Annotated in this window: 16 protein-coding genes; all 16 read right to left on the bottom strand. The window is 69.9% G+C overall.

Annotation, left to right across the window (positions count from 1 at the left end):
- Position 1: 1 nt before the first annotated feature.
- On the bottom strand, positions 2 to 334 hold the full coding sequence (locus QSK18_RS04870) for a flagellar FlbD family protein (RefSeq protein ID WP_232808727.1): 333 nt from the start codon (positions 332 to 334) through the stop codon (positions 2 to 4).
- A 316-nt stretch (positions 335 to 650) separates the two neighbouring features.
- Positions 651 to 1853, bottom strand: coding sequence for a flagellar basal-body rod protein FlgF (flgF, locus tag QSK18_RS04865; protein ID WP_285616703.1), 1203 nt, complete (start codon positions 1851 to 1853; stop codon positions 651 to 653).
- 93 nt (positions 1854 to 1946) lie between these two features.
- Complete coding sequence (locus QSK18_RS04860; RefSeq protein ID WP_232808725.1) at positions 1947 to 2495, bottom strand: flagellar hook assembly protein FlgD; 549 nt, start codon at positions 2493 to 2495, stop codon at positions 1947 to 1949.
- A 30-nt stretch (positions 2496 to 2525) separates the two neighbouring features.
- The gene (locus QSK18_RS04855; protein WP_285616700.1) at positions 2526 to 4544 is read right to left on the bottom strand and encodes a flagellar hook-length control protein FliK; all 2019 of its coding nucleotides are present in this window, start codon (positions 4542 to 4544) and stop codon (positions 2526 to 2528) included.
- Positions 4541 to 5578, bottom strand: a complete 1038-nt coding sequence (locus QSK18_RS04850) for an NlpC/P60 family protein (RefSeq protein WP_232808723.1) — start codon at positions 5576 to 5578, stop codon at positions 4541 to 4543. The genes QSK18_RS04855 and QSK18_RS04850 overlap by 4 nt, the downstream gene beginning before the upstream one ends.
- On the bottom strand, positions 5578 to 6030 hold the full coding sequence (locus QSK18_RS04845) for a flagellar export protein FliJ (RefSeq protein ID WP_232808722.1): 453 nt from the start codon (positions 6028 to 6030) through the stop codon (positions 5578 to 5580). The genes QSK18_RS04850 and QSK18_RS04845 overlap by 1 nt, the downstream gene beginning before the upstream one ends.
- 13 nt (positions 6031 to 6043) lie before the next feature.
- Entirely contained in the window at positions 6044 to 7369 is a 1326-nt protein-coding gene (locus QSK18_RS04840; protein ID WP_232808721.1) for a FliI/YscN family ATPase, read from the bottom strand.
- Entirely contained in the window at positions 7366 to 8052 is a 687-nt protein-coding gene (locus QSK18_RS04835; RefSeq protein ID WP_232808720.1) for a FliH/SctL family protein, read from the bottom strand. The genes QSK18_RS04840 and QSK18_RS04835 overlap by 4 nt, the downstream gene beginning before the upstream one ends.
- Entirely contained in the window at positions 8052 to 9071 is a 1020-nt protein-coding gene (fliG, locus tag QSK18_RS04830; RefSeq protein ID WP_232808719.1) for a flagellar motor switch protein FliG, read from the bottom strand. The genes QSK18_RS04835 and fliG overlap by 1 nt, the downstream gene beginning before the upstream one ends.
- Before the next feature lie 6 nt (positions 9072 to 9077).
- Positions 9078 to 10676, bottom strand: coding sequence for a flagellar basal-body MS-ring/collar protein FliF (fliF, locus tag QSK18_RS04825; protein WP_232808718.1), 1599 nt, complete (start codon positions 10674 to 10676; stop codon positions 9078 to 9080).
- On the bottom strand, positions 10676 to 11083 hold the full coding sequence (fliE, locus tag QSK18_RS04820; protein WP_232808717.1) for a flagellar hook-basal body complex protein FliE: 408 nt from the start codon (positions 11081 to 11083) through the stop codon (positions 10676 to 10678). The genes fliF and fliE overlap by 1 nt, the downstream gene beginning before the upstream one ends.
- Position 11084: 1 nt before the next feature.
- Positions 11085 to 11483, bottom strand: a complete 399-nt coding sequence (gene flgC, locus QSK18_RS04815; protein ID WP_285616692.1) for a flagellar basal body rod protein FlgC — start codon at positions 11481 to 11483, stop codon at positions 11085 to 11087.
- 1 nt (position 11484) lies between these two features.
- On the bottom strand, positions 11485 to 11841 hold the full coding sequence (locus QSK18_RS04810; RefSeq protein WP_232808715.1) for a flagellar basal body rod protein FlgB: 357 nt from the start codon (positions 11839 to 11841) through the stop codon (positions 11485 to 11487).
- A gap of 445 nt (positions 11842 to 12286) precedes the next feature.
- A complete protein-coding gene (locus QSK18_RS04805; RefSeq protein ID WP_232808714.1) occupies positions 12287 to 12616 on the bottom strand; it encodes a hypothetical protein in 330 nt (109 codons plus the stop codon).
- Positions 12617 to 12623: 7 nt separating this feature from the next.
- Positions 12624 to 13022, bottom strand: coding sequence for a flagellar export chaperone FliS (locus QSK18_RS04800; protein WP_232808713.1), 399 nt, complete (start codon positions 13020 to 13022; stop codon positions 12624 to 12626).
- A 119-nt stretch (positions 13023 to 13141) separates the two neighbouring features.
- Positions 13142 to 15013 (bottom strand): flagellar filament capping protein FliD, encoded by a 1872-nt coding sequence (gene fliD, locus QSK18_RS04795; RefSeq protein WP_285616688.1) that lies wholly within the window; start codon positions 15011 to 15013, stop codon positions 13142 to 13144.
- Between the last annotated feature and the right edge of the window lie 41 nt (positions 15014 to 15054).

Genomic DNA, 15054 nt, shown 5'->3' with positions numbered 1-15054 from the left:
CTCACACCTCCCGTGAGGGCAGCCGTAGAACCCGGCCGATTGTCGAATCTTGACTGGTGCGGTCGGCCATCGAGGCGGTGCCGGCCTCCTGCTCGGAGGCGGGCCGCAGCGTCCCGGCGTCGCCGCCGTACCGGGCGAGGGTGATCGCCTCGGCCGCGACCGAGGCGCGCCAGGTGCGGACCAGCTCGACGACACGCGGCAGCGGCTCCTCGATGACCAGCTTGTGGCCGTCGACCAGCGTGATGACGGTGTCGGGGGTCGCCTCGGCGCGTTCGATCAGGTCTGGGTTCACCGCAACGGCTATCCCGTTACCCAGTCGGGTCAGAATGATCACGCGAAGATCCGTCCTTGGAGTTGTGTGGCCCGTCCTTTGGCCACCTCTTAATCGGTCGGCAGCGGGGGCCCGGGATTGAGACGATCGGGTACCGGCTGCTCCGGTCGGGCTACCCGGGCGGTCCGGCGCCTCGGGCGACCGCCCCGGAAGATGCGTAAATGCCCGGCCTGGGCGCTGACCCGGGCCCGTACGGCCGACGTCCGTCCGGCGGTCACCCGAAAGTAGCTGCACAGTGGGTGATCCGGCCGGGTGACGCGCGAGAGGGCCACCGGCCGCCTGACGGTGACCGGTGACCCTCCCTGACGCCGAGCAGTCACTACCTCTTGATGTTGACCAGTTCCTGCAGGATCTCGTCGCTGGAGGTGATCACCTTGGAGTTCGCCTGGAAGGCGCGCTGAGCGATGATCATGTTGGTGAACTCGGCCGCCAGGTCGACGTTGGACATCTCCAGGGCGCCCCCGGTGACCAGGCCCACGCCGCCGGAACCGGCGATACCGATCTGCGGCAGACCGGAGTTGGCGGTGTCGCGGTACACGCTGTCGCCCTGCTTCTCCAGACCGTTCACGTTGTTGAACGTGGCCAGGGCGAGCTGGCCCAGGGCCTGCTTCTGGCCGTTGCTGAAGATGCCGGTGATCACCCCGTCCGGCCCGATCTGGAACTCGTTCAGGGTGCCGGCCGCGAAACCGTCCACGTCCCTGGTCTGGGGTCCGCTGATGCCGGCGTAGCCGGTGAACTGGCTGAGGTCCACCGTCATGTTCACGCCGTTGATGGTGAACGTGGGGGCGGTGGAGGCCCCGGCGTCGTACCGGCCGGCGGTGTCGAAGGCCACGGTGCCGGCCGTACCCAGGTCGGCGTCGTTGTCGGCAGGGTCGCGGGCCTGCACGGCGTAGGTGCCGTCGCCGTTCGGGGTCAGGATGATCGGCACCGCGTAGGCCGCGCCGCCCTCGTCGTAGACGGTGGCCGTGACCTGGAGCTCGGCCGTGCCCTCAGGATCCAGGTTGCCGCCCAGCGAGACCGTGGTGGTCGCCGAGCCCGGAATGCTCAGGCCGGCCTGGAGCTGCAGTCGGCCGAGCTCACCGTAGGCGGTGAGCGCACCGTCCACGGCCTGGAAACCCTGCACGTACATACCGTTCGGGTTCACCAGGAAGCCGTCGTTGTCCAGAGTGAACGCACCGGCCCGGGAGTACACCTGGGTGCCGCCGTCGTCGAGCACGAAGAACCCGTCACCGTTGATCATCAGGTCGGTCGCCTTGTTCGTGACCTGGGCCGATCCCTGGGCGAAGTTCTGCTGCACCGCAGCCAGCTTCACACCCAGACCGATCTGCGTCGGGTCCAGGCCACCGCTGGTCGCGGTCGAGGCCCCGGCGGCCCGCAGCAGCTGGCTCAGCGTGTCCTCGAAGACGATGTTCGAGGTCTTGAAGCCGGTGGTGTTGACGTTGGCGATGTTGTTGCTGACCACGTCCATCATCTGTTGGTGGGCCTTCAGGCCGCTGATTCCGGTGAAGAGTGAGCGGAGCATGCCGGACCTCCTGGTTCGGTCATTACTGCGGTCGGCATCCGTGCCGGGGAAATCCGGCGCATCGTGCGCCCGGAACTGGGGGACCAGGACGGGTCAGATCGTCCCGGTGTCGTCGGACCGGGAGGGATCGGTCGTGTTCTGGGCGGCGGACTTCGGCGGGGTCTCCTCGGACTTCTCGTCCGGGACCGTCGCGGTGCCGGCCACCTTCACACTGGAGACGTCGGCCAGCGGCACCTTGGTGGTCTTCTCACCGTTGGTGACCATCAGCTGGGGGGAGCCGTCGATCATGGCGATGCCGGTGACGACACCGCTGCCCTGCTTGTCGCCCAGGCCGTACTCCACCGTGGCTCCGACCATGTTCAGCGCCGACTGCATCTGGCTGGCGGTGAGCAGGCTGGTGGTGTTGTCGACCATGTCCTGCAGCTTCTCCACGGTGGTGAACTGCGCCATCTGGGAGAGGTACTGGGCCGAGTCCGTGGGGTTCATCGGGTCCTGGTACTTCATCTGGGCCAGAAGAAGTTTCAGGAACATGTCCTTGTCGGAGGTGGTGCTGTTGGTGGCCCGGGAGACTTCCTGGGCACTGGCGGTCTGGTTCGCCTTGACGATGTCGGCGATGTTGCCGATGGGTGCGCTCGTGGGCATCGGGTCCTCCTCGCAGTCCGGGGGTGGGCGTCAGATCGTCACGTCGAGGGCGCTGTCACTCATCGCAGCACCGGTCATCGGGGTGCCCGACGCACCGGCCAGGGCCATCGGCCTGCCGGCCGTCCCCGTGCTCATCGAACTCGTCCCGGGGACCGGGGTGCCCGGCTGGTAGCCGGACTGACCGCTCCCACTGCTGGTGGCGGTCTCGGTGCTCGTGCTCGCCTCCAGGTTGACGTCGGCCAGGTTCAGCCCGGCCTGCGACATCTGCTCGCGCAGGTCGTTCAGCCCGGCCTGCAGCTGGCTCAGCGCCGCCGGGGCCGCGAGCAGGTCGAGCCGGACGTCACCGTTGTGCACCGACAGGGTGACCGTCACGTCGCCCAGCTCGTCCGGCGAAAGGTGGATCACCGCACGGTGATTGCCGTCGCGCACGTTGCGCAGCTGGGCCGCGAGCTGCATCCCCACCTGCTGGGCCACGCTCTCGGCGGCCGCCGAGCTGTAGCCGGAGCCGGTCACGGCAGTGGGCAGCTGGGCCTGCTGCGTCTGCTGGGCCTGGTTGATCTGGGTGGCGAAGGCGTCGTTACGGGCGGAGGACTGCGAGCTCTCGGACGATTCCGCATCAGCGGACGAGTCCGAGGTCGCGCCCGAGCGGGCCGCGGCCTTCGTCGCGTCGCCGGCGGTACCGGCCCCTTCGGCACCCTCAGTGCCGTCCTGGGTGCCGGTGGCCCCGGTGGACTTCGTCGGGGCGGTCTCGTCGGCGGCCGGCTTACTGTTCAGGGCGGCGAACTCGGCCCCGGTCATCCACTGACCGTCGACCATGATCCGCGAGGGCAGCGGCGCCGTGCTCCCGGAGGTGCCCGAGGTCCCGGAGGTCCCGGCGCCCTCGCCCGCAGCGGTGCCGTTCAGCTTCGCAGCCGCTTCGGTCCCGTTCATCCACTGGCCGTCGACCATGATCCGGTTCGGCATCGAGGACGGGTCGAACTTCTGGGTGATGCCCGCGGCGGCAGCCTTGGCCACCTCCGCCGCCACCTCGGCCGAGGCCGACCCGCCGGCCTTGGCCTTCGCAGCGGCCTGGGTGTCCTCCGGCAGGCCGGAGCCGGTCTTCCCGGTGGCCGGGGCCTGCTCACCCTGGTCACCGCTCACACCAGCCTGGGCAGTAGCGGCAGCGGTGCCGGTCAGGTCAGCAGTTCCGGTGACCCCAGCACCAGCACCAGGACCAGTGCCAGTCCCGACCCCGGCGGCGGCGCCGGCGGTGCCCTGCACCCCGGTGGCGGCATCGACCGAGGCGTCCGCGTCCACCCCGAGCAGAGCGGCCAGCACGCTGTTGTGCCGGCCCTCGATCTCGGCGCTCAGGCGAGCAGCCAGGTTCGCGTCCAGCCCGGCCTCGCCCTCGGCTCCTCCGGCACCGGCCGAGGCGTCCAGGGCCACCTCGATGGAGAGCCGGGTGTGCACGCCGTCCGGGCCGGTGGTGGTCTCGATCGAGGTCACCGTCGGCACCTTCGCCGCAGCCTCGGCGTCGGCCCCGGCCAGCGCCTGCGCGATCTGGCGGGCCGCCAGCGATTCGGCGGCCAGAACCTGGACCAGGGCCGACACCTCCGCCGACGCCGAGGCCGAGGCGGCCTCCGCGTTCTGGGAGGCGGTGCGGTAGGTCTCGCTGGGCTCCAGACCGGCCTGCGCAGTCACGTCGGCGCGGGTGTCGATCAGCGACTCGGTGAGCATCGCCCGCCGGTCGGCGGCCTTCTCGGCGGCGGCCCGGTCGGCGGCCTTCTCAGCCGCGCGGTTCTCGGCCTCTCGGTCCTCGGCGGCGTCCTCCGCCCGGTCGCGGGCGGCTGCGGTGCGCCGTCGCGCCGCGTCCTGGGCGGCCCGTTCGGAGGCGTTCTGGCGGTCCAGCACGCGCTCGTCGTACGAGCGGTCCTGGGCCTTGGACAGTTGCTGGTCGAACTGGAGCCCGCGCTCCGCCGCCAGGGCCGAGTCGTTACGGAAGGTGGGCCGGCCGGCGGCCGGGCCGATCAGGGAATCGATCGCACTCTGCAGGTTGGTCGAAGCGGTCATCGCAGTTGCCCCCAAGCGTTCTGTACTCGTCGGACGTAGTTCTCGGTTTCGGAATAGGGCGGTACACCGTCGTACTTCCGGACCGCACCGGGTCCGGCGTTGTAGGCGGCCAGGGCCAGATCGACCCGGCCGAAGGTGCGCAGCTGGTCCGCCAGGTAGCGGGCGGCACCGTCCACCGCCTGGGCCGGGACCATCGGGTCCACCCCCAGTTCCCGGGCGGTGCCGGGCATGATCTGCATCAGGCCGAGGGCGCCGGCCGGGCTGCGGGCCGAGGCGTTGTAGTTGCTCTCCGTCTTGGCCACGGCCGACAGGAGCGCCGGATCCAGGCCGTACTTCTTGCCGGAAGATTCGAAAAGCCTTGCGTACGGCGTCGATCCGAGTGAACCGGAGCCGGCCGAACCGGTCAGCTGGGCCAGTGTCCGGGCCACCGAGTCGGACGAGGAACCGCCGGCGTCGCTGATCACCCGGCGGATGTGCGCCGGGGTCTCGTAGACGTCGCGGATCCGGACCACGTCGCCGGCCTTGGGCGCGTCGATCATCTTGCCGCCACCCAGGTAGATCCCCACGTGGGAGACCGGGGAGTTGAAGAACACCAGGTCGCCGGGCTGGGCGGCAGCCAGCGAGGAGACCCTGGTACCGACCGTAGCCTGCTGGGCGCTGGTGCGCGGCAGGTCGATACCCAGTTGGCCGAACACCAGCTTGGTGAAGCCGGAACAGTCCAGACCGGTCGACGGGTCGTTGCCGCCCCACCGGTAGGGCACGCCCAGGTACTGCTTGGCGATCGAGACCGCCTGCTCGGCCAGGCTCTTGGTGGCTCCGGACGATCCGCGGGTACCGGTGTCGCCGGTCTTGCCGTTGACCAGTTCCAGCAGGTCGTCGAACTCGGTCGAGCCGGTCGTGGCCGAGCCCGTGGCCGCCGTGGCTGCGGTGGAGGAGGCGGCCGACGTCGCGGCGGACTGGTTCACCCGCTGCGGATTGATCAGGGCCTCGATCTGGCTGATCCGCCCCAGCACCGCGCTCATGCCCTCGGACATCAGTTCCCCCCGTCTTCGTTGCCGTTGGTCGGCACCGGCAGGCGGCGCCCGGACCCGGCCCGTTCGTCCAGTTCCTTCTGCTCGGCGCGCATCAGCATCTCGGCCCGCTGCCGCCGGTAGCGGTCGTGCAGGGCGGCTACCGCGTGCACCTCGGCCCGGGCCTGCAACCAGGCCTCCCGCCGCTCGTTCAGCTTCGCGCTGAGCTTCTTCAGTTCGTGCTCGACCTCGGCCAGGTCACCGCGCAGCCGGAACCGGTACACCGACTCCAGTTCCAGCTCGTGCGCGGTGTTCCCGCCGTGCCGCCCGGCCCGGAGCCGTTCGAGCAGGTCGTCGCGCCGGGCCGTCGCCTCGCGCACCGCGGCCTGCGCCTCGTGCAGTGCCTGGGCGGCCTCCTCGAGGCGCTTCTCGCGCAGCCGCTCCACCGTGGCCAGGCGAAACCCCTTCTTGGCCACTACGGCACCGGCCTCATCGCCTCACCTGCAGCAGACCGGCCAGCTCGGCCCACGACTGCTGGACCGGGATCGCCTCGTCGGGACGCTGACGCAGGAAGTTGTCGATCGCCGGGCGCAGCCGGATCGCGGCGTCGGCCACCGGGTCGCTGCCGCTCACGTAGGCGCCGACCTCGACCAGTTCGCGCACGTCGCGCCAGGAGGCCATGAGCCGCCGCAGGGTGAGCGCGAGCTGGCGGTCCTCCTCGCTGAGGATCGCCCGCTCCACCCGGGAGACCGACTCCAGCACGTCGATGCTGGGGAAGTGGCCGGCGGTGGCCAGGTCACGGGACAGCACGATGTGCCCGTCCAGGATGCCTCGGGCGGTGTCGCCGACCGGGTCCTGCAGGTCGTCGCCCTCCACCAGAACCGTGTAAAGGGCGGTGATGGAACCGTTCTGACCCGGTCCCGAGCGCTCCAGCAGGCGCGGCATCATGGCGAACACACTGGCCGGGTAGCCGCGGGTGGCCGGGGGCTCGCCGGCGGCCAGGGCCACCTCACGCTGGGCCATCGCGGTCCGGGTCACCGAGTCGACCACCAGCAGCACGTCCTCGCCCTGGTCGCGGAACCACTCGGCGATCCGGGTCGCGGTGAAGGCCGCCGTCACCCGCAGCAGTGCCGGGTCGTCGGCGGTGGCCACCACCAGTACGGTCCGGCTGCGGGCCTCGGCGTCCAGGGTGTCCTCGATGAATTCGCGTACCTCACGGCCACGTTCACCGACCAGCGCGACCACGCGCACCGGGGCCACGGTGCCCCGCACGGCCATGCCCAGCAGGGTGGACTTACCCACACCGGAGCCGGCCATGATGCCGACCCGCTGCCCGGCGCCTACCGGGATCAGGGTGTCGATCGCCCGTACGCCGGTGGGCAGGGCGTTCTCCACCCGACGGCGCAACAGCGGGTTGGGGGCGGCGTTCTCGACCGGGACCCAGCTCACGCCGACCGGTTTCGGCTTGCCGTCCATCGGGCGCCCGAGCGGGTCGATGATCCGGTCCATCATCCCGTAGCCGGCCGGGATCCGGAGCTGGTCGCCGGTCCGCCGGACCGGGTTGCCGGCCGCCACCCCGGCGGTGGCCCCCAGCGGCATCGCCGTGACCCCGTCCCGCTGCACGGCGATCACCTGGGCGGGCAGCTGCCCGGCCGAGGTCTCGATGCTGAGCAGCTCGTTGACGGCCGCGGACAGCCCGCGCACGCCGATGCCCAGACCGACGACCTCGCCGACCCGCCCCTCGGGCCGCGGGGCAGCCGCCCCGGCCGCGGCGTCCAGCCGCTGCCGAAGAGTCTCAGCCAGCGAAGAACTCACGAACGCAGCACCTCCTCGGCGGCGCTGAGCGCCCCCGGAAGGTCGTGCCGCAACCGCTGGGTCGGGGTGAGCACCGTGACCGCACCCGCGGGCACCGCCGGGTCGGGCACGATCGTCACCCCCTCGACCGCGTCCTCGGCCAGGACCTCGGCGTCGGAGGGGTGCAGGTGCACCTCGGTCTCCTCGGAGGCGGCCACCTGCCGAAGTGCAGCCTGGACCGCTGAGGTGACCGAATCGTCCATTGTCTGAAGTTCCCGGCCCAACGCCGCCTCGGCGAGGCGCAGGGCCCCATCGGTCAGGATGTCCGAGACCTCGTTCCACTGCGGCAGGGTGGCCTGCTGAACCTGCCGGGTGGCGTCCCGGAGGTTCTCCAGCAGTTGCTGGGCCTCGACCGTGAGTTGGGCCCGCAGCTTCTGGTTCTCCTCCTGCAGCCGGGCCTGCACCCGGACGTTCTCCTCGGCCGCCGCCTGCCGGCCCTGTGACCAGCCGGCCAGATACCCCTGGGCCTGGGCCTCCTCGCGGGCTCGCTCGGCGGTGGCCCGGATCATCTCCTCCAGCCGGGGATCGCTGTACTGCGGGTCGATCGTGCCCCGGTGCAGCGGCCGGTCCAGATTGGCCGGCCGCACCGCAGCCTGCGCCTCGGCCCCGGAAAGCACCGGGCTGGAACCGGTTCGGGACGTCATCACTCCACCATCGCCTCGTCGTCGCCGCGCTGGATGAGGATCTGGCCGGTCTGCTCCAGAGCCCGGATCTCCTGGACCACCTTGGCCTGGGCCTCCTCGACCTGCTTGATCCGGACGGCACCGAGCAGGTCGATCTCCTCGACCAGGTTCTCGGCCGCACGGGCGGACAGGTTGCGGGTGATCTTGTCCTTGACCGCCGGGCTGACGCCCTTGAGGGCCAGGGCCAGGTCGCCGCTCTCGACGTTGCGCAGCACCAGCTGGATCGCCTTGTCGTCGAGGGTGAGGATGTCCTCGAAGATGAACATCTGGGCGCGGACGGTCTCCGCCAGTTCCGGGTTCACCGTCTCCAGGCCCTCGAGGATCATCCGCTCGGTCGAGCGGTCGGCCCGGTTGATGATCGCCACCAGCGGTTCCACACCACCCACGCTGGACATCTCCTGCGGGCCCAGCACCGTGGTCATCCGGCGCTCGAGTTCCCGCTCCACCAGCCGGATCACGTCCGGACTGGCCGGTTCCATCGAGGCGATCCGGTAGGCCACCTGGGCCTGCAGGCTCTGGGCCAGGCCGGAGAGCACCACCGCCGACTGCTGCGGGGCGAGGTGGGCCAGGACCAGGGCGATGGTCTGCGGGTGCTCGTCGGCGAGGAACGAGAGCAGCTGCCGGGCGTCGGCCCGGCGGATCCCCTCGAACGGCATCTCGGCCAGGGAGGCGCCGAGGCGCTCCATGATCTCCTCGGCCCGGTCGCTGCCCAGACTCTGGGCCAGCAGCTGCCGGGCCAGGTCCATGCCGCCCCGGGAGCCGGACTGCGCCGCCAGGTTGTCGTGGGCCTCGGACAGCACCGCCTCGGCATCGATCGCGCTGACCTCTTTGAGCCGCACGATCTCGCCGGTGAGTTCCTCGACGATGTCCTCGGGCAGCATGCCCATGATCCGCGCAGCCTTCTCCTGGCCCAGCTGGACCAGGAAGATGGCGGCCTTGCGGACACCGCTGAGCGCCTCGTTCTGGGTTGCCAGAGACATCTGCTGCTACTTCCGTTCTGCCAGCCAGCCCTGAAGCATCGCGGCGACGTCGTCGGGCTGGTTGTCGACCATGGCGGAGACTTCGTCCCGCATCCGGTCCCGGGACAGGTCCGCCTCCTGGGCCAGGGCGAGCTGCTGGTTGCCCCCGAGTGCGCCCTGCTGCTGCATCACGTAGCCCTCGGGCAGGTCGGAGGCGGTCGCCTCGATCCGGGCCTCTTCCTCCTCCTGAAGCTTCTTCTTGCGGCGGCGGAGGAAGATGATCACCGCGATCAGCACCAGGAGCGCCAGGCCGACCTGCTTGGCCAGGTTCAGGTAGCCGGCCGTGCGCTCGGCGCTGGCCTGCTCGTCCAGGGCCTTCTGGGCGGCCTCGGCGGCACTGGTGTCGAACGGCAGGACGCTGACGGTCACGGTGTCTCCCCGGGCGGTGTCCAGACCGAGGGCCTGGGACACCAGTGCGGAGGCGGTTTGGGTGGTCAGCCCGTTGGCCTTGTCGCTGTTCAGCACCACCGCCGCAGTCATCCGCTCCACCGTGCCGGGGGCCTCGTTGATCTTCGAGATGCTCTCGTTCACGGCGTTGTTCACGGTTTCCTGCTCGCGGGAGTAGTTTCCGTTGCCGGCCCCACTGGCCAGTGGAGTCGGGACCTCCTGACCGAGGGTGCCACCGGCGTTCGCGCCGCCGCCGGTGTATGTCTCGTTGACCGTGGCACGTTCCAGTGGCTGCGGCGGCGGGGTTTCCTGGTTGTAGGTCTTGCTCGTGGTCTCGGTGTCGTCGAAGTTCAGGGTGGCGTTCACCTGCACCTTCGAGTTGTTCGGACCCACAACGGCATTGAGGACGTCCTCGACGGACTTGTTCATCCGGGCCTCGAAGGCGGCGGTCTGGCTGTCGGTGGCGCTCGCGTCGCCGGCCGCGCCCCCGCCTCCGCTGCCTCCGGAGAGCAGTTCGCCGTTCTGGTCGGTGACCGTCACGTCGTCCGGGCTCAAGTTCGCCACCGAGCCGGCGACCAGGTTGGTGACCGACTGCACCTGGCTGTCGGCCATCTCGGTACCGGCTGTCAGCTTCAGCAGCACGGCGGCCGTCGGGTTGTCCTCCTCTTCGGAGAACACGCTGGGCTCGGGGATGGCGAGCTGGACGACCGCGTCCTCCACCCCGGCCATCGCCTCCAGCGTCCGGGACAGTTCGCCCGAGAGCGCCCGCTGGTAGGCCACGTTCTGCTGGAACTCGGTAGCGGTGATGCCCTGGTCGTCGAGCAGTTCCCAGCCGGCGCCGTCGCCCTCGGCCCCGCCGGTCAGGCCGGCCGCGGCGAGGCTGATCCGGGTCGCGTAGACCTGCTCCTGCGGCACCAGGATGGCGGTGCCGTTGTCGGCGAGCTGGTAGGGCACGCCCTCGGCGTCCAGTTGGTCGGTGATCGCGCTGGCGTCCTCCCCGGACAGGCCGCCGTACAACGGCGCCCAGTCGGGCTGCGAGAGGTACCGGCTGAGGGCGAACGCGCCCAGCAGCAGGCCGAGGACCGCCACGATCACGACGGCCCGCTGCCCGGTGGTGAAACCGTCGGCGAAGGTGCGGGCCCGCGTGGTGATCGTCTTGGCGTTGAACTGAGGGCTCATTACAGCTGCATCCCGATGATCTGCTGGAACGACTCAAGCGCCTTGTTGCGCAGCGTCGTCGTCAGTTCGACGGCGGTCTGCGCCTCCACGGCGGCGATCACGTAGTCGTGGACGTCGTCGAGATCCCCGGTGGCCGCGCCCAGGGCCTTGTTCTGGGCGTTGATGTCGAGGTTCTCGACCTCCTGCAGGCCCTGCCCGAGCATCTCGCCGAACGAGTCGCTGCGGGCGGCCGCGGCCTGGCCGATCGTGGTCGCGTCGATCCCGGGGACCGACACGTTCTCGATGCTCCCCAGGTCGGCGCTGCCCAGCCCGGAGGCCATCTGGCTGTAGAGGGCGTCGATCGACATCATCTGGGCGGGGTCGGCGCTGCCGACACCGCCGACCGCCTCGATCGGTCCGGTGCTCATGTCAGCTGCGTCCCATCTGGATGGCGGCCTGGTAGGCGGCCCGCACCCGGTCGAGGTTGGCGGAGTTCGCCTGGAAACCGCGCTGCGCCATGATCATCTGGGTCATCTGGTCACCCAGGTCGATGTCCGGCTGGCGCACGTAGCCCTGGGCGTCCGCGTAGGGGTGCTCGGGGCTGTAGACCAGCCGGCCCGTCGCGTCCCCGAGCTCCACCCCGGCCACCCGCACACCGGCGCCGACCTGGCCGTCCTCGATCGACTGGGCGATCACGTAGCGGGCCTGGAAGGCGTCCTCGTTGCTGGGCCGCACGGTGTTGACGTTCGCGATGTTGTCCGAGACGGCGTCCATCCAGTTCTGGTGGACGTACATGCCGCTGCCGGAGATGGTGAGGGAATCGAACATGTCAGTTGCTCCTGATCGCGGCACGCAGCAGGCTGAAGCGGTCGCCGGTGGCCCGCAGCGCCAGCTCGTAGCTCATCTCGGTCTTCACGCTGTTCACCGTGGCCGTGCCCAGGTCGACGTTGTTGCCGGTGAGGTCGCCCGGGGCGTCGGAGTAGACCACCTTCGGGGTCACCGACTCCATCGGGTCGTCCCCGTTCACCAGGGCCCGTTCCAGCTGGTCCTCGAAGGCGACCGAGCGCGCCCGGTAGTAGGGCGTGTTGACGTTGGCGATGTCGTCGCTGACCGCCCGCTGCCGCATGGACAGACCGTCCAGGGCGGAGTGCAGGGCGTCGATGGAGACGTCGTCGAGCATGGACATGAACGCAGCCCTTCGGCGAGAACTAGCGGGCACAATCGTCTTTCGGCCGGTGACCTTCGCGGTCAGCGGCGCGGGGTGCGCCGATCCGTGGCGCGTCAGGAGCGGTCCTTGCTCAGATGGAGGCTTCGACCCCGGCGTGCCGGTGCTTGAGGGCTGCTCCGTTCCTGTGAACGCGGTTCACCCGAAAGCATCAGCCGGGCCCCGGATCACCGGCAGGATGCCCGGTCGGCCCCGATCCGCCCGACTACGCTGCGCCAGCTGGGTCGCCGCCGGACGGGCGGCTACCGGCCGGTGTGGTCACCGGCCCGTCTTTGGTACCCGGAAGGTTCATTGAGGACGTCCTCGGGCCTCAGTCGGTCTCGAGCCGGCCAGGGCGCTGCGTGGGCAAAACGCCAGAGCACGGCCCCCCGTAGGGAAGACCGTGCTCTGTGACCGGGCCGTCGGCTCAGCCGTTGATGTCCAGGGTGGCGCCGACGCGGGACTCGGACCGGCGGGCGGCCTGCGGCCGGACCCGGGTGATCTCGGCCCGGAACTCCTCACGCAGGAAACGGGCCCGGAACTCCAGTTCGGTGATCCAGCGCTGCAGGTCCTCGCCGCGGCGCCGGAACGACTCCGGGGGCCGGCCTCCGGGCGGTTCGATCGGCCGCAGGTCGAACACGTCGTGCCGGCTCAGCGCCACCTCGAACTCGTGCATCGACTGCTCGACGGCATCGAAGTAGTTGTTCCAGGCGGCCACGGCCGACTGGTTGGCGGAAAGTACGGATTGACTGGTCATGGTCACCTCAGCCAACGGGGGTCGGGGTGTTGGAGGCGTCCAGCGTCATTGCCTGCTTCCAGGTGTCACGCAACGGTTCCAGCATTTCCCGCACAGTCAGGATGCGTTCGGGCTGGGACGGGATCCGGCTGCTGTTCAGCTCCGTGACCATCCACAGGTAGAGGCTCTTGAGGCCCTCACCCTCCGGCCAGAGCTGCGTGTCCAGACTTCCCCAGAGCTCCATCAGGATCTCCTGGGCGTGCTGGATCCGGTTTCCGACGGCGGCGAAGTCGTTCGTCCGCATCGCGGCCTCGGCGACCGCCAGATCACCGATCAGACGGTCGTAGAGCATGGTCAGCAGACGTTGCGGGGAGGCCGTGTGCGCGGTGTCGTCCGCATAGCGCGACCTGGCCAGTCCGTTCGGCATTCGTGCTCCTTGCCCTTGCGCCGGGAATTCTGCCGCCAGGGGATTGTCGGCAGATGGGTCGGCAAAGCTGAGTCGTGAGGCCCGCACCGGCGATGGGTGCGGGCCTCACGACCGGGGGATCAGCTGCTGGAGTTGGCCTCGGCCGCGCTGAAGAAGCTGGACAGCGAGCTCTGCTGGGCCTTCAGGCTCTGCAGCGAGGTCTCCATGGCCGTGAACTTCTTGGTGATGGTGGCCCGGTAGGCCTCCAGCCGGTCGGTCCAGGCGTCGATCTGGGTCTGCAGGTCGCGGGCCTGGTTCTTGGCCGTGGACTGGGCCTGCACCAGGGCGCCGGACTCGGAGTCGCTGACCTGGGAGAGCAGCTGCTGCAGGCTCTGGGCCAGGCCGGGCTTGTACTCCAGGGAACCGATCGCTCCGGGGGCCGAGGCGTTGACCGCCACCGACAGACCCTTGGCGTCGGACTCGGCGTCGACCGCCAGGGTGAGGACGTTGCCCTTGCCCGTGGCCTCGACCCCGTCGATGGTGCCGGCGATGTCGGTGCCGGTGACCTTCCGGACCGGGGCGGCTCCCGCAGACAGGGTGGCGGTGAACGCGCTGGCGGAACCCGGGTTGATCGCAGTAACGGTGATGCCGTTGGCGGCGTCGTAGCTGGCGGTCAGCCCGAGGTTGGACTGGGCCAGCACGGAGTTCAGCTTGGCGGCTTCCTCGGCCTCGGTGCCGTTGCCGATCGTGTAGTTGACCTTGGCGCCGCTGCTGGTGCGCATCAGCTCCACGGTGCGGCCCACCACGCCGGTGCCGGGCGGGATGACCTGCCACTGCTCGGCTGCGGCCGGCGTGGACACCGCGATGTCGTAGTTGCCGGCCTGGGTGGCCGCCCCGGCGTTGGTGAACCGGGCGCTGGCGTTCGGGGCGCTGGCGGTGAACGAGGAGCTCGCCCCCCAGGCCGCCATGGTCCCACTCGGGTCCGCCTTGAACGCGGTGTCGAAGGCGGCCTTGTCGAACTGCACCTGCCCGCCCTGGGTCACCGACAGACCGGGGGCGTTCATCCCGGCCACGGTGCTCAGGATCTGCTGCTGCAGGTTGCGAACGGCGCTGTCACCCATCAGCGGGCCACCGGACTTGGTGGTGGAGTCCCACGCAGTGTTGCTCTGGATCGCGCTCAGCAGATTGTTGATGTTGGTGACCGCGCCGGAGATCTGGTCGGTCACCTTGGTCGTGTCGACCGCGCTGCTGACTGTCACCCCGGCCTCGACCTTGCTGACCGTGAAGGACATGCCCTGGGCCACGTCGCTGAAGGTGTTGGTGGCGGAGGAGACGGTGTAACCGTCGGCGCCGCCCACCTTGATGGCCGCGTTGGTGCCGGCCACCAGCTGCTTCATCACCGGGTCGCCAGGACCTCCGGTCCCGCCGGCGAATCCGCTCAGGCCGTCCAGGGTGAACTTCGAGGCCTCACCGGTGGTGGTCGAGACCACCTGCAGGCGGTAGTTGCCCGGGGAGGTCTGCACCGCGGTCGCGGTGATGCCGGCGTTGGCGCCGTTGATCGCCGAGACGACCTCGTTCAGCGTGCCGGTGCCGACGTTGATCTTGGTCTCGGTCCCGTTCCGGGTCAGCGTGATCTCGCTGCCGGCCACCTTGGCGCCGGTGGAGTTGACCGAACCGTCGGACAGGACCGTGTGGGCCCGGGCCACCGCCGTCACGTCGAACGTCAGCGAACTGGCCACCCCGCCGGTGGTGCTCGCGCTGACCGACGTGGACGAGGAGACCGCCGAGGTGGTGGACCAGGCGTCGGTGTTGGCCAGCGACTTCAACTGGCCCACCGTCGAGTTGATCCCGCTCAGCATCGAGGTGTAGGCGCTGACCGCCTTGTTCTGGGTGGCCTGCTGGTCCTTCAGCAGGACCTGCTGGTTGCCCTGGACCTGGACCAGCTTGTTGATGATGGAGGTGGTGTCCAAGTTGGACGCCAGGCCGCCGATGAAAACTCCGGGTGTACTCATGGGGCGTGCTCTTCCTGTGCACAGTGCTACGGCAAGGCGAA

This window comes from Kineosporia sp. NBRC 101677, from assembly GCF_030269265.1.
Lineage (GTDB): Bacteria > Actinomycetota > Actinomycetes > Actinomycetales > Kineosporiaceae > Kineosporia > Kineosporia rhizophila.
Note: the sequence above shows the minus strand (reverse complement) of the source record. Positions and strands in the feature narration are given on the sequence as shown.